This is a genomic window from Pseudomonas sp. PHC1 (assembly GCF_046487845.1).
GTDB classification, from domain to species: Bacteria; Pseudomonadota; Gammaproteobacteria; order Pseudomonadales; family Pseudomonadaceae; genus Aquipseudomonas; species Aquipseudomonas sputi.
Genome location: NZ_JBJXHJ010000001.1, coordinates 36,391 through 58,591, shown reverse-complemented (window position 1 = coordinate 58,591; position 22,201 = coordinate 36,391). Strand labels below are relative to the sequence as shown.

General features: G+C 59.7%; 22 protein-coding genes and 1 pseudogene. 9 read left to right on the top strand and 14 right to left on the bottom strand.

Going from position 1 to position 22,201, the window contains the following annotated elements; all coding sequences use genetic code 11:
• Positions 1-30 precede the first annotated feature (30 nt).
• Positions 31-735, top strand: coding sequence for a hypothetical protein (locus tag ACKJSM_RS00300; protein WP_236181213.1), 705 nt, complete (start codon positions 31-33; stop codon positions 733-735).
• Between the two features lie 69 nt (positions 736-804).
• Here the strand turns inward: ACKJSM_RS00300 and ACKJSM_RS00295 are convergent, their stop codons facing one another.
• The 9 genes from ACKJSM_RS00295 to hmpA all read right to left on the bottom strand — a co-directional run bounded on the left by ACKJSM_RS00295 (position 805) and on the right by hmpA (position 9,695).
• A complete protein-coding gene (locus tag ACKJSM_RS00295) occupies positions 805-1,296 on the bottom strand; it encodes a RidA family protein (protein WP_007956714.1) in 492 nt (163 codons plus the stop codon).
• A 230-nt stretch (positions 1,297-1,526) separates the two neighbouring features.
• A complete protein-coding gene (cyoE, locus tag ACKJSM_RS00290; RefSeq protein ID WP_039765651.1) occupies positions 1,527-2,414 on the bottom strand; it encodes a heme o synthase in 888 nt (295 codons plus the stop codon).
• A gap of 10 nt (positions 2,415-2,424) precedes the next feature.
• Positions 2,425-2,760, bottom strand: coding sequence for a cytochrome o ubiquinol oxidase subunit IV (cyoD, locus tag ACKJSM_RS00285; protein WP_011335842.1), 336 nt, complete (start codon positions 2,758-2,760; stop codon positions 2,425-2,427).
• A complete protein-coding gene (locus ACKJSM_RS00280; protein WP_007956720.1) occupies positions 2,760-3,386 on the bottom strand; it encodes a cytochrome o ubiquinol oxidase subunit III in 627 nt (208 codons plus the stop codon). Before ACKJSM_RS00280 ends, cyoD begins: the two co-directional genes overlap by 1 nt.
• 3 nt (positions 3,387-3,389) lie before the next feature.
• Positions 3,390-5,420 carry a cytochrome o ubiquinol oxidase subunit I gene (gene cyoB, locus ACKJSM_RS00275; protein ID WP_236191082.1) on the bottom strand — a complete coding sequence of 677 codons (2,031 nt, stop codon included), beginning with the start codon at positions 5,418-5,420 and terminating at the stop codon, positions 3,390-3,392.
• 3 nt (positions 5,421-5,423) lie between these two features.
• Complete coding sequence (gene cyoA / locus ACKJSM_RS00270) at positions 5,424-6,365, bottom strand: ubiquinol oxidase subunit II (protein ID WP_011335843.1); 942 nt, start codon at positions 6,363-6,365, stop codon at positions 5,424-5,426.
• 835 nt (positions 6,366-7,200) lie between these two features.
• Positions 7,201-7,710 carry a disulfide bond formation protein B gene (locus ACKJSM_RS00265; RefSeq protein ID WP_236181212.1) on the bottom strand — a complete coding sequence of 170 codons (510 nt, stop codon included), beginning with the start codon at positions 7,708-7,710 and terminating at the stop codon, positions 7,201-7,203.
• Positions 7,711-7,735: 25 nt separating this feature from the next.
• On the bottom strand, positions 7,736-8,296 hold the full coding sequence (locus tag ACKJSM_RS00260) for an ester cyclase (protein WP_410236359.1): 561 nt from the start codon (positions 8,294-8,296) through the stop codon (positions 7,736-7,738).
• 217 nt (positions 8,297-8,513) lie between these two features.
• Entirely contained in the window at positions 8,514-9,695 is a 1,182-nt protein-coding gene (gene hmpA, locus ACKJSM_RS00255) for an NO-inducible flavohemoprotein (protein ID WP_410236358.1), read from the bottom strand.
• Positions 9,696-9,858: 163 nt separating this feature from the next.
• On the opposite strand from hmpA, the gene norR reads away from it, so the two are divergent.
• The 5 genes from norR to ACKJSM_RS00230 all read left to right on the top strand — a co-directional run bounded on the left by norR (position 9,859) and on the right by ACKJSM_RS00230 (position 14,142).
• A complete protein-coding gene (gene norR, locus ACKJSM_RS00250; protein ID WP_410236357.1) occupies positions 9,859-11,412 on the top strand; it encodes a nitric oxide reductase transcriptional regulator NorR in 1,554 nt (517 codons plus the stop codon).
• A gap of 124 nt (positions 11,413-11,536) precedes the next feature.
• Complete coding sequence (locus ACKJSM_RS00245) at positions 11,537-12,439, top strand: chemotaxis protein CheV (protein WP_236181208.1); 903 nt, start codon at positions 11,537-11,539, stop codon at positions 12,437-12,439.
• 27 nt (positions 12,440-12,466) lie between these two features.
• Positions 12,467-12,925 (top strand): GNAT family N-acetyltransferase, encoded by a 459-nt coding sequence (locus ACKJSM_RS00240; RefSeq protein ID WP_410236548.1) that lies wholly within the window; start codon positions 12,467-12,469, stop codon positions 12,923-12,925.
• A gap of 62 nt (positions 12,926-12,987) precedes the next feature.
• The gene (locus tag ACKJSM_RS00235; RefSeq protein WP_410236356.1) at positions 12,988-13,305 is read left to right on the top strand and encodes a hypothetical protein; all 318 of its coding nucleotides are present in this window, start codon (positions 12,988-12,990) and stop codon (positions 13,303-13,305) included.
• Positions 13,306-13,392: 87 nt separating this feature from the next.
• Positions 13,393-14,142, top strand: coding sequence for a YkgJ family cysteine cluster protein (locus ACKJSM_RS00230; protein WP_236181206.1), 750 nt, complete (start codon positions 13,393-13,395; stop codon positions 14,140-14,142).
• On the opposite strand, the gene ACKJSM_RS00225 is transcribed toward ACKJSM_RS00230, so the two are convergent.
• From ACKJSM_RS00225 to ACKJSM_RS00215, 3 genes and pseudogenes are all read right to left on the bottom strand, one after another.
• Complete coding sequence (locus ACKJSM_RS00225) at positions 14,139-15,203, bottom strand: methyl-accepting chemotaxis protein (protein ID WP_410236547.1); 1,065 nt, start codon at positions 15,201-15,203, stop codon at positions 14,139-14,141. The two genes, ACKJSM_RS00230 and ACKJSM_RS00225, sit on opposite strands and share 4 nt — an antisense overlap.
• Positions 15,204-15,446: 243 nt before the next feature.
• Positions 15,447-15,728: pseudogene (locus ACKJSM_RS00220) on the bottom strand (PAS domain-containing protein); the annotation flags it as partial.
• 147 nt (positions 15,729-15,875) lie between these two features.
• Positions 15,876-16,103: a hypothetical protein gene (locus ACKJSM_RS00215; protein WP_115079144.1), complete on the bottom strand. Its 228-nt coding sequence runs from the start codon at positions 16,101-16,103 to the stop codon at positions 15,876-15,878.
• Positions 16,104-16,512: 409 nt separating this feature from the next.
• Between ACKJSM_RS00215 and ACKJSM_RS00210 the strand changes: the two genes are divergently transcribed.
• The 3 genes from ACKJSM_RS00210 to ACKJSM_RS00200 all read left to right on the top strand — a co-directional run bounded on the left by ACKJSM_RS00210 (position 16,513) and on the right by ACKJSM_RS00200 (position 19,862).
• On the top strand, positions 16,513-16,737 hold the full coding sequence (locus ACKJSM_RS00210) for a hypothetical protein (protein ID WP_236182772.1): 225 nt from the start codon (positions 16,513-16,515) through the stop codon (positions 16,735-16,737).
• Between the two features lie 194 nt (positions 16,738-16,931).
• Positions 16,932-18,248, top strand: coding sequence for an OprD family porin (locus tag ACKJSM_RS00205; protein ID WP_410236355.1), 1,317 nt, complete (start codon positions 16,932-16,934; stop codon positions 18,246-18,248).
• Positions 18,249-18,356: 108 nt separating this feature from the next.
• Complete coding sequence (locus tag ACKJSM_RS00200) at positions 18,357-19,862, top strand: sensor domain-containing diguanylate cyclase (protein ID WP_410236354.1); 1,506 nt, start codon at positions 18,357-18,359, stop codon at positions 19,860-19,862.
• Between the two features lie 61 nt (positions 19,863-19,923).
• On the opposite strand, the gene lpxC is transcribed toward ACKJSM_RS00200, so the two are convergent.
• Together lpxC and ftsZ are read right to left on the bottom strand one after the other, a co-directional pair.
• Positions 19,924-20,835, bottom strand: coding sequence for a UDP-3-O-acyl-N-acetylglucosamine deacetylase (gene lpxC, locus ACKJSM_RS00195; protein WP_007956752.1), 912 nt, complete (start codon positions 20,833-20,835; stop codon positions 19,924-19,926).
• Positions 20,836-20,947: 112 nt separating this feature from the next.
• Positions 20,948-22,144 (bottom strand): cell division protein FtsZ, encoded by a 1,197-nt coding sequence (gene ftsZ / locus ACKJSM_RS00190; protein WP_410236353.1) that lies wholly within the window; start codon positions 22,142-22,144, stop codon positions 20,948-20,950.
• Positions 22,145-22,201 lie beyond the last annotated feature (57 nt).

Genomic DNA, 22,201 nt, shown 5'->3' with positions numbered 1-22,201 from the left:
ATCTCAAGTTAAAAAAGTAGTGAAATTTCAATGTCCGATTTCAACACCGCTGAATCCGTAGTCACTCTGTCGTCCAAAGCGGAATACGAAAACTCCATCAATCTTTCACAACACCTCCCACAGGCGAAGATCATCAGCGAGATGGTGCTGGACGCATTCCAGTCAAGCCGCGAGAGCGATCAGATCCGCGAACTGCGCGCCGCGATCCGTCAGGCCCACGACCGCTTCGATGATGACCAGGCCTACGAGCTGATGGGTGAACTCAAGCGTTTGAAGGACGCCGAAGCCGCCGACATTGCCGCCCTCGAAGACCTCAGCAGCAAATTCCCGATCAGCCGCATCCTGTCCAGCTTCAAGGACGATCCGGCGTTCCAGGAAATCGTTTACGGCCTGGCCCTCAAGGTGCTGAACCAGACCCATCAGGCGATCAGCAACCCGAGCGGCGGCAAGAGCAAGGCCGCACGCGCCAAGAAAGACGTCGAAGTGTTCAGCATCAGCAAGGACGGCATCAGCGTGACCCTGCCCATGCGCACACCGCGTTCGCGCCTGAGCGTGGATCGCGAGGCGCTGGAATTCCTCGGCTTCACCTTCGTCGGCGAAGGCGATGAGGCGGAAATCGAAGGCGAAACCTTCCTCGACAACGCCGGCACCGAGCACGCGATCAACCGCAAGAACATCATCACCGCGCTGCAACAGCAGACCGCGTTCGACGGTTACAGCATCGCCGCCCAGTAATACCGGCGCTGACGAAAAAGCCCCGCACTGACATTCAGGCGGGGCTTTTTGCTGGACGCAAATCGGCGGTTATGCCGAGGGATGCACGGCGGCAATCATGTCGACTTCGATGGCCGCGTTTTTCGGCAACTGATAGACGCCGACAGTGGTGCGGGTGTGACGCCCGACATCGCCCAATACATAACTGAATACATCCGACGCGCCGTTGGCGACTTCGCTGAGGTCAACGAAATCCGGCGTGGACTTTACGTACACCGTGACCCGCAACAACGACCTGACCTTGTCCAGCGAGCCGACTGCATCGACGATAAAGGCCAGACAGCGCATCGCGCTGATACTCGCCGCGGCCTGCGCATCCTTGAGCGTCAGCTCCTGCCCCACCCGCCCCGGATACTGAATCTTGCCTTCGGTGCGCGGCACCATGCCGCTGATGTAGATCTCATCGTGATGACGGATCAACGGCGCGTAATTGCCACCCACCGTGTTCTCGCCATTGATGTCGTAGTTCAGCTCTTTTGCCAGGGCAATGAAGCGCTCGTCGCAGGTCATCCTCTCAGTCATTTCGCCCAGCCTCTAGATCGATGCATGTAGTTGGATCCGAATCTAGGGCTTTTGCCAATCGACCGCAACCTGTCGATTTCTAGCTAGTCGTTTCGGGGGAATGGCTGAATACCGTACCCTTTTGGGAAAGCGTCTGTTCGCGACAAAGGACGTCGTTTCTCCATCATACGAGCAACAAAAAACCCCGCTCATCTCTCGATGAACGGGGTTTTTCGTACAACGTTCGAACCTTACGGCGCGTACGTCAGCAGCAACTCGGTCGGCACCTTGAAGTCCAGGGACATCATGACGCTCAGCGCGGTGATGGTGAAGATCGAGAACACGAACAGCTTGCGTGCCCAGACTGTGTCATCCACCGCCTTGTAGCCGGTCCAGGCCATGTACAGCCAGTACATGCCCATGGCCGCGGCGACGGCGAGGTAGCTCATGCCGGCGTAACCGCTGAAGGTCAGCATCAAGGTCGCCACGAGGAAGGCCAGGATGTAGAACAGGATGTGCTTCTTGGCCACCTGGATTCCGCGCTTCACTGGCAGCACCGGAATCGATGCGGCCAGGTAATCGTTGAAGCGGAAGATCGCGATGGCGTAGGAATGCGGCATCTGCCACAGGCTGAACATCACCAGCAGGGTCAGCGCGGCCATGTCGAAGCTGTTGGTCACGGCCACGTAACCGATCACCGGCGGCATGGCGCCCGACAGACTGCCCACCAGCGTGCCGTGAACCGACTTGCGCTTGAGGTACAGGCTGTAGAAGCCGACGTAGATGATAAAGCCGATCACGGCGAACAATGCAGCCAACGGGTTGGCCACCTTGTACAGCAATGCAACGCCGGCGACACCCAGGACGGTCGCATAGACCAGGGCCAGTTTCAGGGAGATCAAGCCCTGGACCAGCACCCGGTTCTTGGTGCGTTCCATCTTCAGGTCGATGTCGCGGTCGATGCAGTTGTTGAACACGCAACCGGAGGCCACGACCAGGGAAGTGCCGATCATGGCTGCCAGAAACACGGCCAGATCGACATGCCCTTTCGAGGCCAGGAAGAACCCGCCTGCCACAGAAAGCACGTTACCGAAAATGATCCCCGGTTTGGTGATTTGGATAAAGTGCTTGAGCGACATCGGGTTTACCTCACTTCGCCATCATGTAGGTGTGGATGCTGAACATGATCCACAGCGACAGACCGACCAGCAGCACGATCACGATGGCCGTAAAGACGAACGCAATCACGTTGTTACGTTGAGCGATGGAACGGTCCAGGTGCAGGAAGTAATACAGGTGAACGATCACCTGGATCACGGCGAACAGCAGGACGATTGCCAGCGTCGTCGACTTCGGCAGGGTCGGGTACATCACCAGGCCGAACGGGATGACGGTCAGGATTACCGACAGGATGAAGCCGATGGCGTACGACTTAACGCTGCCGTGGCCAGCATCATGGCTGTCATGGGAGTGTGCATTAGCCATTACAGGGTCCCCATCAGGTAAACAACGGTGAATACGCAGATCCACACCACGTCCAGGAAGTGCCAGAACAGGCTCAGGCAGCTCAGACGGGTCTTGTTGGTCGCCGTCAGGCCGTGCTTGTTGACCTGGTACATCATGATGCCCATCCAGATCAGACCGGCGGACACGTGCAGGCCGTGGGTACCGACCAGCGTGAAGAACGCCGACAGGAAGCCCGAACGGCTAGGACCGAAGCCCTCGGAGATCAGCAGGTGGAACTCGTTGATCTCCATGGCGATGAAGCCTGCGCCGAGCAGGAAGGTCATGAACAACCAGCCCAGAACCTGCTGCTTCTTACCTTTGTACAGCGCCAGCATGGCGAAGCCGTAGGTGATCGAACTGAACAGCAGCAGAGCGGTTTCGCCCAGCACGTATGGCAGTTCGAAGATGTCGTGGCCCGACGGGCCACCGGCGACGTTGTTTACCAGTACCGCGTACACCGCGAAGATCGACGCAAACAGAATGCAGTCGGTCATCAGGTAGAGCCAGAAACCGTATACGGTCATCTCGCCCGAGTCGTGGTGATGGTCATCGTGCCCATGGTCATGACCATGGGCGTGTCCAGCATTGGTCACTAAGTTCGACATTGTTTAAGCCTGTTCCAACTTGGTTTCAACACGGGTTGCGGAAGCAGGGATCTTCCCGGCCGCTACCAGACGCTTGTGCTGCTCGGCTTCGATGCGCTCGATTGTTTCAACCGGCACCATGTAGCCCTGATCGTCACGTGCTGCGTGGATCACGAAGTAGATGACAGTGCCGGCCAGGCTGGCGATCGCCAACCACCAGATGTGCCAGATCATCGCGAAACCGAACACGGTCAGCAGCGCGCCCATCACCACGCCAGTGGCGGTGTTGTTCGGCATGTGGATCGGTTCGTACTTGGCCGGAGCCTTGTACGCGGTACCGTTTTCCTTGGCCTCGGTGAACGGATCGATGCAGTCTGCCTTTGGCAGTACAGCGAAGTTGTAGAACGGAGGTGGCGACGAGGTCGACCATTCCAGGGTATGGGCATTCCACGGGTCACCGTGTTCGCACATGTTTTCCGGTTTCTTGCGGTCACGCACCGACACGTACAGCTGGATCAGCTGGCAGGCGATACCCACAGCGATCATCACCGCACCGAACATGGCGACGTACAGGTACGGTACCCACTCAGGGTTGGTGGTGGCGTTCAGACGACGGGTCATGCCCATGAAGCCCAGAGCGTAGAGCGGCATGAACGCGACGAAGAAGCCCGAGATCCAGAACCAGAACGCTGCTTTACCCCAGCCTTCGTGCAGCTTGAAGCCGAACGCTTTCGGGAAGTAGAAGCCGAAGCCTGCGATGTAGCCGAATACCGCGCCGCCGATGATCACGTTGTGGAAGTGCGCGATCACGAACAGGCTGTTGTGCAGCACGAAGTCAGCACCCGGGATGGCCAGCAGTACGCCGGTCATGCCGCCGATGGCGAAGGTCACCATGAAGCCCAGGGTCCACAGAACCTGGCTGGTGAAGCGCAGACGGCCCTGGTAGATGGTGAACAGCCAGTTGAACAGTTTCACACCCGTCGGGATGGAAATCAGCATCGTCGCCAGACCGAAGAAGGCGTTGACGCTGGCACCCGAACCCATGGTGAAGAAGTGGTGCAGCCAAACCATGAAGCCCAGGACCGAGATCGCGCCCGAGGCGTAGATCATCGAGTGGTGGCCGAACAGTTTCTTGCCGGTGAAGGCCGAGATGACTTCCGAGAAAATGCCGAACGCCGGCAGGATCAGGATGTAAACCTCAGGGTGGCCCCATGCCCAGAACAGGTTGACGTACATCATTGGATTGCCACCAAGTTCATTGGTGAAAATGTGGAAATCCATGTAACGGTCAAGGGTCAGCAGTGCCAGGGTAGCGGTCAGGATCGGGAACGAAGCCACGATCAGAACGTTTGCCCAGGTGCAGGTCCAGGTGAAGATCGGCATGTCCATCAGTTTCATGCCAGGGGTACGCATTTTCAGCACGGTCGCGAGGAAGTTAACCCCGGTTAACGTTGTACCCAGACCCGATAGCTGTAGCGCCCAGATGTAGTAGTCCATCCCCACGCCAGGGCTGTATTGCAGACCCGACAGCGGTGGATAGGCAACCCAGCCGGTCTTGGCGAATTCGCCGACGCCCAGGGACAGGTTGATCAGCACGACGCCGGATACCAGCAGCCAGAAGCTCAGGGAGTTCAGGAACGGGAACGCAACGTCACGCGCGCCGATCTGCAGCGGCACTGCAAGGTTCATCAGGCCGGTGAAGAATGGCATCGCCATGAAGATGATCATGATCACACCGTGAGCGGTGAAGATCTGGTCATAGTGTTCAGGTGGCAGGTAGCCAGGCGAACCTTCGGTGGCCATGGCCAACTGGGTCCGCATCATGATGGCGTCGGCAAAACCGCGCAGCAGCATGACCATGGCGACGATGATGTACATCACGCCGATTTTCTTGTGGTCGACCGACGTCAGCCACTCGGTCCACAGGTAAGTCCACTTCTTGAAGTAGGTGATTGCAGCGAACAACGCCAGACCACCAAGCGCGATCATCGAGATGGTGACCATCACGATCGGCTCGTGGAAAGGGATCGCTTCCCAACTTAATTTACCAAACATCGTTTACTCCTCTGCCCCGGCAGCTGAATGCGAATTCGAGTCCATATCCGTTGCCGCCACTTCTTTCTCTTTCTTCTCGTGCTTCAGCGGCTTGCCCGGTTTCATGCCTTCGTACTTGTCGACGATGGTCTGGAACAGGTTCGGCGTGACCGAGGAGTAGAGCTCGACTGGATTGTTCTGGCTTGGCTTGGCAAGGGCTGCGTATTCAGCGGCTTCAAGCTGTTTAGGTGCCTTTTTGACTTCACTTACCCAGGCGTCGAAATCTTCCTGAGAAGTTGCGATCGCTTTGAATTTCATACCGGTGAAACCAGCGCCGCTGTAGTTGGCGGAGATACCGTCCATTTCAGCGTTGCGGTCAGCAATCAGGTGCAGCTTGGTGGTCATGCCCGCCATCGCATAGATCTGGCCGCCCAGGCCCGGGATGAAGAACGAGTTCATCACCGCATCCGAAGTGATCCGGAAGTTAACTGGCGTGTGCGCCGGGAACACGATCTTGTTGACCGTGGCAATGCCTTGTTCCGGGTAGATGAACAGCCACTTCCAGTCCAGCGCGACCACTTCGATGGTCACCGGCTTGACGTCGGATTCGATCGGACGATACGGATCCAGCGAGTGGGTCGACTTGTAGGTGATGTAACCCAGGGCAATGATGATCAGGACCGGGATGGTCCAGACTGCCACTTCGATCTTGGTCGAGTGCGACCATTTCGGGGTGTAGACGGCGTTCTTGTTGGAGGCGCGGTACTTCCAGGCGAACAGGAAGGTCATGACGATGACCGGCACAACGACCAACAGCATCAGCAGCGTGGCGGTGATGATCAGGTTGCGCTGTTCCAGGCCGACCTGGCCCGTTGGATTGAGCAAGGTCATGTTGCAGCCTCCCAGCAACAACGTGCCGAGCAGCGGCACTAGGCCTAGTAATCTGGGGTACCTGTTTTTACTCATCTCACGACCTCTAAAGCAGCTTGCGCAATGCAGTTGGGTTTTGATCGCCAACACTTCACCCTGCCAAGGGTTGGCATTTTCTTTGGATTGAATAAGGGCCGCCCGTCGCGCGTCAGACGCTCGACAAAACCTGGGACAGCGTTCAGTTCTTATTCGAATTCGTGGTCAAAGGCCTTGTTACAGACCAATTCCATTTGGTGCGGAAAGTTGGAAGGCACCGACACCTGGGTGTCTCGCAAGCCTCTCGGCCGCTCGACACCCGACTTCCTGCTCGCCTCCTTAATAAAGGCTGAACAGTGCCGGGAATTCAGTGCGGGCGATTGTAGATAGGTAGCGCCCTATACACCATGTCTTATCCCGAAATAATTTTTATCGCTCAGAGCAACAATCCATCACTGTTTTTGCAAAAGTGACCCATGTTATCGAAATCGATTCTCAACAAAAACACCAAAAAATGTAAGTCTATCGGCCTCAGTTCAGACAGCTCCGAGAGCTTTTTCCCACGGCGCGATCCGCGCAAAGCCCGATATGCCAAGGCTTTTGGCCATCTACCAGAGTCTGTTAAAACTGCCTGATCCGGCACACCCGTGCAAAAACCAAAAAACGCTGAAACAGACCAATCCTTTTTTGTAACCGCACTCCAATCCGGGCCTGTGAAACGCGCTGCGACAGTGCGTGTGTGACAACATGTCGCACACCTGTCGCACACCTGTCGCACCCTTCGTTGCTGTTCGTCACGGTGTTTTCACACAGACCCTGAAATGCAAAACGCCTCGATTTGCATCACCGCAAATCGAGGCGTTTGTTTTATCGGCGCAGGCGCCGAAAAGTTGATTCAGCGCAACGCTTTTCGGTTACGCGAGGTCAGCAGCGGCACCAGAATCACCACCAGCACGAAGGCCACCAGCGCCCATTGCGCCAGCGACAGGCCGAGGATCGGCGGGTACGGCGTCGAGCAGAAACCATCGACCTGAAAGCCCAGCGGGAAGATCTTCGCCAGCGGCAGGTCATCGACGATCGGCTGCAACACATCGATGCCGCAACTCACCGCCGGATAGAACTGGGTGTACACATGATGCCCGGCGACACCGGCCCCGGCGATCGCACAAAGCACCACCAGCACCTCGAACACCGTGATGCTGCGCCGGGTGCGCATGGCCGCGCCGATGAACGCGAACAACGCGATCAGCAGCAACGCATAACGCTGCAGGATGCACAGCGGGCACGGCGCCTCGCCCAGCACGATCTGCATGTACAGCGCGCCGCCGATCAGCGCCAGGCAGATGATGCCCAGCAACACCAGATAGCGCCGCTCACGCCCCAATCGAATCGTTTCCTCGCTCATCGCGTTTCCCTTTCATGTCCATGGTTCAGCTGGCCGGCGGCTGCGCTTGCAGTTGCGCCATCAGGCTGATGTTGTCTTCGATATGCCAATTGGCCGCGATGCGACCGTTGTCGATCTGATAGATATCGGTTGCCCGGAAGTCTACACGCTGGCCCTGCCCTTTGAGAGCCTTGAAAGTGCCGGTGAAATGCCCGCGAAAGTGCAGATGCACCACCACGCGATCCCCGGCGACGATCATTTGTTCGATCTCGCAACTCAAGTCCGGCACCGCCGTGCGAAAGAACTTCGACGCCAGCAACGGCCCGGTCGGCCCCTGCACCCGGCCTTCCGGCGGAGTCTTGTCGACGAACTGCGGCGCCAGGGCGGCGGTGGCCAGCGCCTCTTCACCAGAATTCCAGAAACTGCCGTAACGCCGCGCCGCCAGCTCCATCGCTTCACGTTGGGCCTTGGGCAGGCTCTGATCGACGATCAGGGTCTGCGGCTGGATCAACGCGGATTCGGCGAAAGCGTACGGACTGGACAGCAAGGCAAGCGACAGGCCCAACGTGGCCAGGCTGAAACGACGGGAAGAGGCGAAGTGCGACATGGGGACGATCCTGATCATGTAAACGAACGAGCGCCTATCATCAGCATCGGGGAATAAACGATAAACCGGTTAAGAAACGATTAACCTTTAAACACTTTTTAAGAATCGGGACCGCGTAACGGCCAATCGCTGGCAAGCCAGCTCCCACAAGGACCGCATCGAACTCAAATCCTGTGGGAGCGGGCTTGCTCGCGAATGAGGGCGACCCGGTTCCGAATTATTCCAAAGCAGCAGCCGGCCCGAAGAACTCATACCGGCTCTGCTTCTCAGGCACACCCAGCGCCTTCAGATGACGCTTGATCGCCCCCATGAAACCTTTCGGCCCCAGGAAGTAAGCGTCCACATCACGCTCCGCCGGCAGCCACTCGCCCAGTTGCTCCTCGCTCAACAACCCGACCTTGTCCGCCGCCGGGCTCACACCGTCATCTTCGGCGTAGCAATAGAAACGCTTGAGCCGCGGATGACGTGCGGCCAGTCCATCAATCCAGTCACGGAACGCGTGCACGCTGCCGTTGCGCGCACTGTGGATAAAGTACACCGGACGCTCGGTTTCCAGCGCCGCTTCCAGCATCGCCAAAGTCGGGGTGATGCCGACGCCGCCGCTGATCAGCACCAGCGGTTTGTCGCTGGCAGTCAGAGTGAATTCACCCGATGGCGGGAACAGCTGAATGCTCGCGCCGACGTGCAGTTGATCGTGCAGGAAATTGGAGGCGCGGCCGCCCGGTTCGCGTTTGACGCTGATGCGGTACTGACCTTTGTTGGCCAGCGCTGACAGCGAATAGTTGCGACGGATTTCTTCGCCGTCGAGGATCAGCTTCATACCGATGTACTGACCCGGCTCGGCGGCGAGGATCGGGCCCTTGTCCGCCGGCTCGAAGTAGAACGAGGTGATTTCCGCGCTCTCCTCGACCTTGGCCGCCACGATGAACTCCCGCGCCCCGCGCCAGCCGCCGACGGCTTGCTCTTTCTGGTCATAAATGGCGGTTTCGGCACCGATCAGAATCTCGGCCAACTGACCGTAGGCCGCGCCCCAGGCACTCATCACTTGCGGGGTGGCGATTTCATCGCCGAGCACTTCGGAGATGGCGCGCAGCAGACAGGTGCCGACGATCGGGTAGTGTTCCGGCAGGATCTGCAGCGCCACGTGCTTGTTGATGATCTTGGCCACCAGATCGCCCAACTGGTCGAGTTGATCGATGTGGCGGGCGTACATCAACACGCCGTTGGCCAAGGCGCGGGGCTGATCACCGCTGGCCTGGTGAGCCTGATTGAACAGCGGGCGGACTTCCGGATACTCGGAGAGCATCATCCGGTAGAAATGAGTGATCAGCGCTTCACCACCGCTTTCCAGCAGAGGCACGGTGGACTTGATGATGGCACGATCCTGGACGCTAAGCATAAGGGTGACTCCTGAGCTTTCTCTAAAAGTGCCTTGTCCACTCCAGTAATCGTGCCAACTATTTTTTCTATATAAATCAATAGCTTGAAATTTAAGTAGTCAGATTGACACAAGCCACTCTATAGTCGCTTCGACTACAACATGTCTCTTTGACTACATGCCTATGTCTGCCAAATCATTGCTCACCGCCCTGCTCCCACTGGTTTCCGACCTGTCCCGCGAACTGCCCGAAGGCGAGCGCTACCGGCGCCTGCTCGAAGCCATGCGCGCCCTGCTGCCCTGCGATGCCGCCGCACTGTTGCGCCTCGACGGTGAATGGCTGGTGCCGCTGGCCGTGGACGGTTTGAGCACCGACACCCTGGGCCGCCGCTTCAAGGTCAGCGAACACCCTCGCTTTGAAGTGCTGCTGGCCGGCGAAGGGCCGACCCGTTTCGCCGCCGACAGCGATTTGCCCGACCCTTATGACGGACTGGTCGACGGCCTCGACGATCACCTCGAAGTGCACGATTGCCTCGGCTGCCCATTGTTCGTCGATGAAAAGCTTTGGGGTCTGATTACGCTCGACGCCCTCGATCCCGAGCGCTTCGAACCGATCGAACTCGACGCCCTGCAAGCCTTCGCCAGCCTCGCCTCGGCCACGGTCAATGCGGCCGAGCGCATCGAACGTCTGGCGATTCGCGCCGAAGACGAACATCAGCGCGCCGAGGTCTATCGCCAGGCCAGCGGCCAGCAGAACCGCGAAATGATCGGCCAGAGCAAGGCCCATAAACGGCTGGTGGAAGAAATCAATCTGGTCGGCGGCAGCGACCTGACCGTGCTGATCACCGGCGAGACCGGAGTCGGCAAGGAGCTGGTGGCCCAGGCGATCCACGCCGCCTCCAAGCGCGCCGACAAACCGATCATCAGCCTCAACTGCGCAGCCCTGCCGGATACCTTGGTGGAAAGCGAACTGTTCGGCCACGTGCGCGGCGCCTTCACCGGCGCTACCAGTGATCGACGCGGCAAGTTCGAACTGGCCAATGGCGGCACGCTGTTTCTCGATGAAGTCGGCGAGTTGTCGCTGACCGTCCAGGCCAAGCTGTTGCGGGTGTTGCAGAGCGGCCAGTTGCAGCGCCTGGGTTCGGACAAGGAGCATCAGGTCGACGTGCGCCTGATCGCCGCGACCAACCGCGACCTGGCCGAAGAGGTGCGCAGCGGCCGCTACCGCGCCGACTTCTACCATCGCCTCAGCGTCTACCCGTTGCGGGTGCCGGCGCTGCGTGACCGGGGTCGCGATGTGTTGTTGCTCAGCGGCTATTTTCTGGAACAGAACCGCTCGCGCATGGGCCTCAACAGCCTGCGCCTGAACAACGACGCCCAGCAAGCGCTGCTCGCTTACACCTGGCCGGGCAACGTGCGGGAGCTGGAACACTTGATCGGACGCAGCGCACTGAAGGCGTTGGGCAACTGCAAGGTGCGGCCGAAGATACTCAGCCTGAGCGCGATGGATCTCGACCTGCCGCGCGAGGTTGTGGATAACTCGCCGACGCCGTCCGAAGCAGCCGCCACTCAGCCATTGATCAGCGGCGACCTGCGCACCGCCACCGAGCAGTATCAGCGGCAATTGATCAGCGCAGCACTTGAGCGCAATCAGGACAACTGGGCCAGCGCCGCCCGCGAATTGGGGCTGGACCGGGCGAATCTGGGGCGGATGGCGAAGCGGTTGGGGATGAAATAAAAGTCCCGCCGTCGGATTGGCGCCGGAATCCCTAAAGCCTGCCGGTTACAAGTCGATAACCCGGCATCGATACCTGCTGGCGATCCGTGCGATCGCCGCTCACCTTTTTCCACAGAAGGTTTTTATGTCTTCCAACAAAGCCCGCGCAGATTCACTTTCGCTTCTGCTGTTTACCTTGCGCAGCGGCAAGCTGATGGCGATCAACCTGCTGAAGGTCAGTGAAATCATCCCCTGCCCGCCACTGACCAAGCTGCCGGAGTCGCACCCGCACGTCAAAGGCATCGCCACTCTGCGCGGTGCTTCGCTGTCGGTGATCGACCTGAGCCGCGCCATCGGCGAGCGGCCGTTGGAAGACCCGAACGGCGGCTGCCTGATCGTCACCGACGTCAGCCGTTCGAAACAGGGCCTGCATGTGCAGGCGGTGAGCAAGATCGTGCATTGCCTGACCACCGACATCAAACCGCCGCCATTCGGTTCCGGCGGTTCGCGCGCCTACATCACCGGCGTGACCTCGGTGGACGGCACGCTGGTGCAGGTGCTGGACATCGAAAAAGTCATCCACAGCATCGCCCCGGCGCAAATCGAAATGGCCCCGACCGACCTGACCATGGAAGACGCCGAAGTGCTCGGCAATGCGCGCATTCTGGTGGTCGATGACAGCCAGGTGGCATTGCAACAATCGGTGCACACCCTGCGCAACCTCGGCCTGCAATGCCACACCGCGCGCAGTGCCAAGGAAGCCATCGACTGCCTGCTGGACCTGCAAGGCACGGCGCAGCAGATCAACCTGATCGTCTCCGACATCGAAATGTCCGAGATGGACGGTTACGCCTTCACCCGCACCCTGCGCGAAACCCCGGACTTCGCCCACCTCTACGTGCTGCTGCACACCTCGCTGGACAGCGCGATGAACAGCGAAAAGGCCCGCCTTGCCGGGGCCAACGGCGTGCTGACCAAGTTCTCCTCGCCGGAGCTGACCCACTGCCTGATCGAAGCGGCCAAACACGTCGCCGCTCAGGGCCACTGAGTCTTGAGCGAGACGTTCTGTTTGCTGATGCGGCGCGACCTGAGCCAGGACGTGCCGGCCATCGAATGGCCGAACGGCATCGAACTCACCACCTACAGCGCCGAACGCGCATCCGCCGTGCATGAATTGATGCAAACCGGTTACCGCGAAGGCGGCGGCCGGGTGCCGGCGCTGGACGTGTGGCAAAAGCAGTTTGAAAACGACCCGGAATACGATCCGGCACTGTGTTTCATCGCCAGCGATGCCAAAAACGTCATTGGCGTGGCGCAATGCTGGACCAGTGCCTACATCAAGAATCTGGTGGTGCATCCTCGCGCTCAAGGTCGTGGATTGGGTCGGGCGTTGCTGCTTCATGCGTTCAAGGCGTTTCAGGATCGACGTGAAGGGTTTGTCGACCTGAAGGTGCTGGAAGACAACCGGCGAGCGCAGCACCTGTACGAAAGGTCTGGAATGTATGTGGTTCGCCGGGAATGGGTGCCGGACTGACAAACTAAAATCCTGCGGCATACTCCAACCTTGGCGATCAACCCTCCAAGGATGCCCGAACCATGAAACGCCTCGCCCTCTCCGTACTTTGCCTCATCGCCCCGTTGGCCCATGCCTCCAGCCCCGACGCCTGGGCGGCCTACGACAAAACCGTGCTCGCCAGTTGCACCAAGGCCAGCGGCCTGAAAAATGTCAAACCGGTCGGCAACGCCGCGCAATTCGATGACCGCGTCGGCTACACCGCGCTGTTGCTGCAAGGCCAGTACCCACAAAAACACATGAAGGGCCAGCAAGGCACCGAGCTGTGCCTGTTCAACAAAAAGTCGAAAACCGCGTTCGTCACCGAATGGGACTCGATCCGCCCCACTGCCAAACCCTGAGCGAATGGCGCACAACTTGCTTCACTCCGGGCCTGTACGGCGGCTTTATGTCGCCGATTCACACCCTGATTGAAGATTGCCCGCTCAATGAATACGACCTTTTCCTGTGTAGGCTGCGGCAAATGCTGCACCGATCACCATGTGCCCCTGACGTTGGCCGAAGCCCGCATGTGGGCGGCTGACGGCGGTCAGGTGATCGTGCTGGTGGAGGCGTTTCTCGCCAACGGCCTGGGCCTGCCAGAACAGCAGCGCGAGCATGCACAACGCCGTTCGGCGGCGGTGCGCAGCGGAATGTCCGAGGCTCATGTCGCGATCACGTTCGCCGCCTACAACGTCGGTCCCTGCCGGAATCTTGACGACGACAAGCTGTGCCGCATCTACGAGCGCCGACCGCTGGTGTGTCGCATCTATCCCGCCGAAATCAATCCGCACATTGCGCTGAACCCCGCCGCCAAGGACTGTCCGCCAGAGTCCTGGGAGCAAGGGCCGCAGTTGATCGTCGGCGGTGAGCTGGTGGATCAGGAACTGGTGACGCTGATTCAGCGCTCCCGTCAGGCCGATCGGGATGACATCCAGACCAAGGACGCGATTTGCGGCTTGCTCGGCATCCGCACCACCGCGCTCAAGGGCGACGGTTTTACCGCGTACCTGCCGGACATGAGCGCGTTCGCCTCGGTGATCGATCAGGTCACGGCGCAACCCTTGAGCGAAGTTTCCAGTGAATGGCTGTTCCATGTCTCCGGCGAAGACATTGCCGGGCAAGTGCGGGCAGCCGGGGCACAGGTGGTGTCCGAGCCGCCGCAGACCTACGCGTTCATTTCACTGCGGGCAGCCTAGACGCCCTGCCGCCGCCCCCAGAACTCCCGCGCCAGCAAACGCAAATCCCCCGCCAGCCCCGCCACATCCTGTGAGTTGAGCTGGCTCTGGCGCCCTTCATCCACCGTGAGCTCACACGCCGTGCGGATACTGACGATGTTGCGGTTGATGTCCTCGCTCACCGCGCTTTGCTCTTCGACCGCTGCCGCAATCTGCAGGCTCATCTCGGTGATCTGCTCGACCCGCCCGCTGATTCCGTCCAGGGCCCGGGCCGCACGCTGGGCCTGTTCGACGCTGTTATCTACATGCTCGCTGCTCTGCTGCATCACCAGCACCGCATCCCGCGCACCGTTCTGCAGGGTGCTGATCATCCGTTGAATCTCGTTGGTCGACTGCTGAGTGCGTTGGGCCAGACCCCGCACCTCATCGGCCACCACTGCAAACCCGCGCCCGGCGTCCCCGGCCCGGGCCGCTTCGATCGCGGCGTTGAGCGCCAACAGATTGGTCTGCTCGGCGATACTGCGAATCACCTCCAGCACCCCGGAAATCTCGCTGCTGTGGCCTTCGAGCTGATGAATCACCTCGGTGGCCCGGCCCAACTCCTCTGCCAGTCGCAACACCGCACTGCGACTCTCACCTACCAGCAGATGACCTTCACGGGTTTCCGTCCCCGCCATATCCGCCGCCACCGACGCCTGCTGCGCATGGCTGGCGACCTCGGCCACACTGGCCGCCATCTGATGAATCGCCGCCGCCACCTGATCGGTTTCCGCCTGCTGAGCGAGCGTGCTGGTGTGACTGCTGTGCAGATGATCAACCAGTTGCGCCGCATGCCCGGCCAACCGTTGTGACGCATCGCCGATCCGCCCGACCACCGCACCGACCTGGGCTTCGAGCATCTGCAAGGCAAACTCGATCTGCCCGAACTGATCCCGTCGTCCGGTATAAATACCCTGACTCAACGGGTTGTCGGCGATCACCCGCGCCCGTTCGGTCAGACGCTTCAGCGGCCGCAATAACCAATCCACGCCCAAGGCACACACCCCGATACCGGCTACCAGCGCAGCGGCTTCGATGCCCATGGACTCCGGCCGCAGCCAGGCTTCAATCCCCAGCACCAGCGCCAGCACCGAACTGGTCAATGCCATGATCTTCGCCCGTAAACTCAGCACCGGCAGCCGCTGCCATCGCGACACCCGCCCCTCACGCAACTGCGCATACACCCGCTCCGCCGCCGCAATCTGCCGCGCATCTGGCCGCGTGCGCACCGACTGATACTCCACCGCCGCACCGTTCTGCGTGACCGGCGTGACATAGGCGCTGACCCAGTAATGATCACCGTTCTTGCAACGATTCTTCACCAGCCCCATCCACGACCGACCGCCCTTGAGCGTCTGCCACATATGGGCAAAGGCCTGCGCGGGCATGTCCGGATGACGCAGCAAATTGTGCGGCGCGCCCAGCAGCTCGTCGCGACTGTAACCGCTGATCTTGATGAAGTCGTCGTTGGCGTAGGTGATGGCGCTGGTCAGATCGGTGGTCGAGAGAATGTTCGCATCCGGCGCAACATCGACATTGCGCCCGGTCACCGGGAGATTGATCTTCATGGAAAGCGCGCTCGTTTTATTGGAAAGAGTCGGCAGGGCTGCTGACTCTAAGCGCACTTACTGGTTAAACGTTGATCTGGCTCAGGAACTGAGCAATTAGCCATCACTGTGACCGAAAATCACAGCGACGGCCGAGGCGGGAATGAATCAGCGCTTGCCCATCGAACGGCGCGTGCCCGACGGCGCCACACCCGGAATCTTGGCGTGACGATCCCCGTCCTTGCCCTTGAACTGCGGCTGCTTCGCCGCTTTGGCAGCCGCCAGCTCACCTGGCTTGAACGGAAACTTGAACGCAGGAATGGTCGGCTTGGTTTCGCCGGCCTCGGCCAGCTCTGCCGGGACATCGCTCACAGCGTTGTCGATTGGGGAAGTCATGAAAGCTCCGCGAAGCAAAAAGTCCGGCCCGGTGGACGAGCCGCGAAAGCGCGCAGTATACCTGCGCGCGTGGACTTTAAAGAGTCCCAAAAAGGGTACGACCGGTGCCTTTTCGGGCCTGCTCGACTAACGGATCACGTCTGCGGATCAACCCGATCCAGCGCCCGGTTCACCGCCAGCTCGGCCAGCATGGTGAGCCGACCTGAAAAACCCAGTCGAACTCAGATTCTGAAAAGCCCCCAATCGACCCCCTTTCACCCTCGCCCCCTTGAGGAAGAGGCTGGGGTGAGGGGGTGACTTTTGCTTCTGCTGTAACAGTCATTTATGAAAATCACGCTGTTTCCCAACGCCCGGCAACCTTATCTTTGCCCGCACCAAACAGCACTTGCCAAGCAAGAAGGTTTTCAAGATGTCCAACAGTATGGGTATTGCCAGCGCTTTCGTTTTGTCCTCATTGATCCTGTCGCCAATGGCGATGGCTGAAGAATCCCAGACGTTCGTGGCGCAAAACGCAGCCCGGGCTCAGGCGTATGAACAGCATCAGGCAGAAGTGATGGCCAAGGCCAAAGACGCCACGCAAGCCCCGCAGGCCGGCCTTTCCCAAGCGCAGTCCGAATCAGGGGCCGACAGCTGAGGCACGCACCGCTCCGTTTCCCTCGACGCGGTTGTTTGGCTCTTCCCGTTCAACCGTCGTCCTTGCAGGCCGCTGATTTTCAGCGGCCTTTTTTCGTTGTGGTCTGAAAGCTGTCTGGTACGTCTTTAACAACTGGAAACATCCCGCACCTCAAGACATTGAAGTGTCAGTTGACCCAAGGAGCTTTACCGCACGTGCGTTACCCAGTTCGCTTCACCCCGCTGTTCATTGCAATTGCCGCAACGATTGCCCCCGCCGCCCACGCCGCCGAATCCGAGCAGCAAGGTTTCGTCGACGGCGCGAGCCTCAACCTCAACGCCCGCAACTACTACATGAACCGCAACCGTCTGCAGCAGACGGATGACAACATCGAGTGGGGCCAGGGGTTGCTCGGCAAATTCGAGTCGGGCTACACCGAAGGTACGGTCGGCTTCGGCATCGATGCCCACGCCATGCTCGGTTTGAAACTCGACGGCGGTGGCGGCACGGACAACTCCAGTATCCTGCCGGTCAGTGACGGCAGCGGCAAAGCGCCGGGCTCGTTCTCCACGGCGGGCGGCACCCTGAAAATGCGTGCGTTCGATACCGAGTTGAAGGCCGGTGACCTGTTTCTCGCCAACCCGGTGATCGCCGGTGGCGAGACGCGCATGCTGCCGCAGACCTTTCGCGGTCTCAGCCTGAGCAACCACAGCTTCGACGGCTGGATGATCGAAGGCGGCCAGGCCAGTTTCACCAAGCCCTATAACCAGAGCGGCCACAAACGCATCGGCACCTCTTACGGCAGCCTTGCCGAGGGCGACAAGAGCCAGCACCTGAACTGGGCCGGCGTGGCCTGGAGCGGCGTCGAAGGCCTGACCAGCAGCCTGTACGCTTCCGAGCTGAAGGACATCTGGAACCAGTACTACTACGACCTCGACTACACCTGGGCGCTGAATAACCTGGTGACCCTCAACCCGGGCCTGCACTTCTATCACACGCAGGACACCGGCGACGCGCTGCTGGGCAACATCGACAACAACACCTACAGCCTGCATTTCACCGTCGGCGTCGGCAGTCACAGCGTCACCGCCGCGTACCAGCGGGTCAACGGCAACACGCCGTTCGACTACATCAGCCAGGGCGACAGCGTCTACCTCGATAACTCCCAGCAGTACTCGGACTTCAACGGCCCGAACGAGCGTTCGTGGAAACTCAAGTACGCGTACGACTTCGCCGGGCTGGGCCTGCCGGGCCTGACCTCGGCGGTGTCCTACTCGCGCGGTACGCTGGACCTGACCAAGGTCGATCCGCACAGCAAGGGTTACGCCTCGTGGTACAGCGCCGAGGGTCGCAACGCCAAGCACTGGGAACGCGACATCGACCTCAATTACAGGGTGCAAAGCGGTCCGGCCAAAGACCTCGCGGTACGCCTGCAATGGGCGACCAACCGCGGCGGCAACGGTTACGGCGCGCTGGATACGGACACCGATGAATACCGTGTGATCATCGACTACCCGATCAACGTCTTCTAAGATCGCCGCTACAGTAGAAAGGCCAGCCGATGTGCTGGCCTTTTTCTTGCCTGTGGCAGCGAGCGGGTACAACTACGCTTAAAAGAACCTCCAACCGAAAACCGAACCATGATCGCGAGCCGCCCCCCCACCGTTCCCGGCACGACCGGACGCTCCGAGCTGCTGCTGATCTCAGGCAGCCTGTTGAGCGTGATCGCGATTGTGTGCATCGTCACGTTCCTGCTGATCCGTGAACGCGCCAACGCCCAGGAATCGGCGACCCGTAGCGCCACCACCATCGCCCAGTTGATCGATGCCGATGTACTGCGCACCGTCGAACTGTATGACCTGACGCTGCAAGGGCTGATCGCCGCCGCCCAGCGTGACGACCTGAAAAACGTGTCGCCGCAGATCCGCCATCTGGCGTTGTTCGACCGCTCCACCACAGCGCGCTTCAAGGGCGACATCCTGTTGCTCGACAAGCATGGCGACGTGATCGCCGACTCTTCGCGAATCGAGTCGCTGCCGGGCAATTTCGCCGACCGCGACTACTTCCTCGCCCACGCCTTCAACCGCGATACCGGCATGTTTATCAGCCGTCCGTTCAAACCCCGTTGCGACTGCGATGACGCGAACCAGTGGATAATCAGTTTCAGTCGGCGCATCTCTTCGGACACCGGTGAATTCCTGGGGGTGGCCGTGGCATCGATGAAACTCGATTACTTCGATCAGTTGTTCAACAGCCTCGACATCGGCATCGACAGCACCCTCAACATCATCAACAACGACGGCATCCTGCTGGCGCAGAAGCCTTATCTGCAACGCGATTCGATCGGCAAGAGCTTTGCCGCCCGGCCCAATGTGGTGCAGATCCTGCGCGACAGCAACGGCAGCGGCAGTTTCAACAGCATCTCGAGCATGGATTATCAGCAACGGCTGTACACCTATTCGCGGGTCGGCAATCTGCCGCTGACGGTGATCGTTGCCCTGTCCAGTGAGGAAGTGTTCGGCGCGTGGCGACGCACGGCGATCCTGATCAGCGGCGCCACCGGCGTGTTGTGTGCCGGGCTGCTGTGGCTGACCTGGCTGCTGGCCCGGGAGCTGCGCCTGCGGCAACGGGCCGAACGCGAACTGGCGCAGCTCGCGGCGACCGATGCCCTGACCGGGGTCGCCAACCGGCGGATGCTCGATCAGTCGTTGCGTCACGAATGGTTTCGCGCACAACGCTCGGGCCAACCCCTGTCATTGCTGATGATCGACGCCGACCACTTCAAGGCCTTCAACGATCGCCACGGGCATCAGGCCGGGGATCAGGCGTTGCGTGAACTGGCGAGGGTAATCACCGCCAATGTGCGGCGTCCGGCGGATCTGGTGGCCCGTTATGGTGGGGAGGAGTTTTCGGTGATCCTTGCAGAAACCGACAGTGTCGGGGCGCAGCAGATCGCCGAGCACATTCGTGCAGCGGTGGAGCAACTGCCGACCTTGAATGAAGACCCGTCACCGATGACGGTGAGCGTCGGCATCGGCACCTGGACGCCAGCGAGCGAAATCAGCCTGGAACAGCTGTTGTTTGCGGCGGACAGGGCGTTGTATCAGGCCAAGGAAGGTGGGCGAAACCGGGTCGTCGTGGCCTGAGAACAGGCATAAAAAAAGGCCACCCAAAGGTGGCCTTCAAAAAACTAGAGAGGTTTTTTACTTACACCGCCGCAACCGGGCGCATGTAAGAGATCGGTGCAGTGCTGGCGTCTTCGAACGTCACGACTTCCCAGGCATCTTTCTGCTCAATCAACTTGCGCAGCAGCTGGTTGTTCAGTGCGTGGCCGGACTTGAAGCCCTTGAACTCACCAATCAGACTGTTGCCCAGCAGGTACAGGTCGCCAATCGCATCGAGGATCTTGTGCTTCACGAATTCGTCTTCATAACGAAGGCCGTCTTCGTTCAGTACGCCATCGGCATCGACCACGATCGCGTTTTCCACGCTGCCGCCGAGTGCGAGGTTGTGCTTTCGCAGGTACTCGATGTCACTCATGAAACCGAAAGTACGGGCGCGGCTGACTTCTTTAACAAACGAAGTGCTGGAAAAATCCACGCTTGCACTTTGGGTGCGGTCACGGAAAACCGGGTGATCGAAATCGATCTCGAAGCTCACCTTGAACCCTTCGAAAGGGACGAAAGTGGCGCGCTTGTCGCCGTCTTCCACTGTCACTTCACGCAGGATGCGGATGAATTTCTTGGCGGCGTCCTGTTCTTCCAGGCCAGCCGATTGAATCAGGAATACGAAAGGTCCTGCGCTGCCATCCATGATCGGGACTTCAGACGCGGAGAGCTCGACGTAGGCGTTATCGATGCCCAGGCCAGCCATGGCCGAGAGCAGGTGCTCCACCGTGTCTACCTTCACGTCACCGTTGACCAGCGTCGTCGACATGGTTGTCTCGCCGACGTTGGCCGCGCGAGCCGGTATCTCGACAACCGGATCGAGATCGGCACGACGAAAGACGATCCCGGTGTCGACAGGTGCAGGCTTGAGGGTCAGGTAAACCTTCTCCCCGGAGTGCAGACCTACACCGGTGGCACGGATAATATTTTTCAGTGTGCGTTGTTTAATCATGGCATGGGCCGCTTCAGCGCAAATTGCGAACTGGTATCAACAAAGGCTGGCGATGATAGCAGACCGAGCCTTTGCTGAACACCAATCACCTGAATACCCCTGATACATTTCATCAATCGGCCTGACGACGCAGGAAAGCCGGGATGTCCAGGTAGTCCAGGTCATCTTGCGGATTCATCTTCGCGGCAGTCGCAGCACCGGCCTGAGCCTGGTTGCGCATGACGGTCGGACGGTCCAGGTCACGGTAGTTCACCGCAGGCTGTTCCTGACGAGCGGGTGCCGGTTGCTGCACTTGAGCAGGCGCCATCGAGGTGTGAACAGTGTTGTCGATGACCTTCACAGGCTTCTCGATTTTCGCGCCCAGACCGGTGGCAACCACAGTCACATGCAGTTCGTCGCGCATGTCCGGATCGATAACGGTACCGACCTTGACCATCGCGTGCTCGGAAGCAAAGGCTTCGATGATCGAACCCACGTCGGAGTACTCACCCAGGGACAGGTCAGGACCGGCAGTGATGTTCACCAGGATGCCGCGTGCGCCTTGCAGGTTCACGTCTTCCAGCAGCGGGTTGCGGATGGCCGCTTCGGTCGCTTCACGCGCACGGTTCGGACCGCTGGCGCAGCCAGTGCCCATCATCGCCATGCCCATTTCGCTCATCACGGTGCGTACGTCGGCGAAGTCGACGTTGATCATGCCCGGACGCTTGATGATGTCGGAGATACCGCGAACGGCACCGGCCAGTACATCGTCAGCCTTGGCGAAAGCCGACAGCAGGCTGGCGTCCTTGCCGAGGATGGTCAGCAGTTTTTCGTTCGGAATGGTGATCAGCGAGTCGACGCTTTCCGAGAGCATGCGGATGCCTTCGTCGGCGATCTGCATACGCTTGCGGCCTTCGAACGGGAACGGACGGGTCACGACCGCAACGGTCAGGATGCCCATTTCCTTGGCCACTTCGGCGATGATCGGCGCAGCACCGGTACCGGTACCGCCGCCCATGCCGGTGGTGATGAACACCATGTTGGTGCCGGCCAGCACTTCAGCGATGCGCTCGCGATCTTCCAGCGCAGCCTGACGGCCGACTTCCGGGTTGGCGCCGGCGCCCAGGCCTTTGGTCACGCCGGTGCCGAGTTGCAGAATGGTGCGCGCGCCGATGTTTTTCAGCGCTTGAGCATCGGTGTTGGCGCAGATGAATTCCACGCCTTCGATGTTGCTCTTGACCATGTGATTGACAGCGTTGCCGCCGCCACCGCCAACACCGATAACTTTGATTACCGGGCTTGCGGGGATGTTGTCTACGAGTTCGAACATTTTCCCTCTCCTTACATTCTCTAGTTTTTTCGCCTACTGCTGTTTGTTGCGGTACTG

Coding starts and splice junctions, on each gene's coding strand:
- ACKJSM_RS00300 (WP_236181213.1), top strand. CDS start 31: ATGTCCGATTTCAACACCGCTGAATCCGTAGTCACTCTGTCGTCCAAA.
- ACKJSM_RS00295 (WP_007956714.1), bottom strand. CDS start 1,296: ATGACTGAGAGGATGACCTGCGACGAGCGCTTCATTGCCCTGGCAAAA.
- cyoE (WP_039765651.1), bottom strand. CDS start 2,414: ATGTCGCTCAAGCACTTTATCCAAATCACCAAACCGGGGATCATTTTC.
- cyoD (WP_011335842.1), bottom strand. CDS start 2,760: ATGGCTAATGCACACTCCCATGACAGCCATGATGCTGGCCACGGCAGC.
- ACKJSM_RS00280 (WP_007956720.1), bottom strand. CDS start 3,386: ATGTCGAACTTAGTGACCAATGCTGGACACGCCCATGGTCATGACCAT.
- cyoB (WP_236191082.1), bottom strand. CDS start 5,420: ATGTTTGGTAAATTAAGTTGGGAAGCGATCCCTTTCCACGAGCCGATC.
- cyoA (WP_011335843.1), bottom strand. CDS start 6,365: ATGAGTAAAAACAGGTACCCCAGATTACTAGGCCTAGTGCCGCTGCTC.
- ACKJSM_RS00265 (WP_236181212.1), bottom strand. CDS start 7,710: ATGAGCGAGGAAACGATTCGATTGGGGCGTGAGCGGCGCTATCTGGTG.
- ACKJSM_RS00260 (WP_410236359.1), bottom strand. CDS start 8,296: ATGTCGCACTTCGCCTCTTCCCGTCGTTTCAGCCTGGCCACGTTGGGC.
- hmpA (WP_410236358.1), bottom strand. CDS start 9,695: ATGCTTAGCGTCCAGGATCGTGCCATCATCAAGTCCACCGTGCCTCTG.
- norR (WP_410236357.1), top strand. CDS start 9,859: ATGTCTGCCAAATCATTGCTCACCGCCCTGCTCCCACTGGTTTCCGAC.
- ACKJSM_RS00245 (WP_236181208.1), top strand. CDS start 11,537: ATGTCTTCCAACAAAGCCCGCGCAGATTCACTTTCGCTTCTGCTGTTT.
- ACKJSM_RS00240 (WP_410236548.1), top strand. CDS start 12,467: ATGCGGCGCGACCTGAGCCAGGACGTGCCGGCCATCGAATGGCCGAAC.
- ACKJSM_RS00235 (WP_410236356.1), top strand. CDS start 12,988: ATGAAACGCCTCGCCCTCTCCGTACTTTGCCTCATCGCCCCGTTGGCC.
- ACKJSM_RS00230 (WP_236181206.1), top strand. CDS start 13,393: ATGAATACGACCTTTTCCTGTGTAGGCTGCGGCAAATGCTGCACCGAT.
- ACKJSM_RS00225 (WP_410236547.1), bottom strand. CDS start 15,203: ATGGGCATCGAAGCCGCTGCGCTGGTAGCCGGTATCGGGGTGTGTGCC.
- ACKJSM_RS00215 (WP_115079144.1), bottom strand. CDS start 16,103: ATGACTTCCCCAATCGACAACGCTGTGAGCGATGTCCCGGCAGAGCTG.
- ACKJSM_RS00210 (WP_236182772.1), top strand. CDS start 16,513: ATGTCCAACAGTATGGGTATTGCCAGCGCTTTCGTTTTGTCCTCATTG.
- ACKJSM_RS00200 (WP_410236354.1), top strand. CDS start 18,357: ATGATCGCGAGCCGCCCCCCCACCGTTCCCGGCACGACCGGACGCTCC.
- lpxC (WP_007956752.1), bottom strand. CDS start 20,835: ATGATTAAACAACGCACACTGAAAAATATTATCCGTGCCACCGGTGTA.
- ftsZ (WP_410236353.1), bottom strand. CDS start 22,144: ATGTTCGAACTCGTAGACAACATCCCCGCAAGCCCGGTAATCAAAGTT.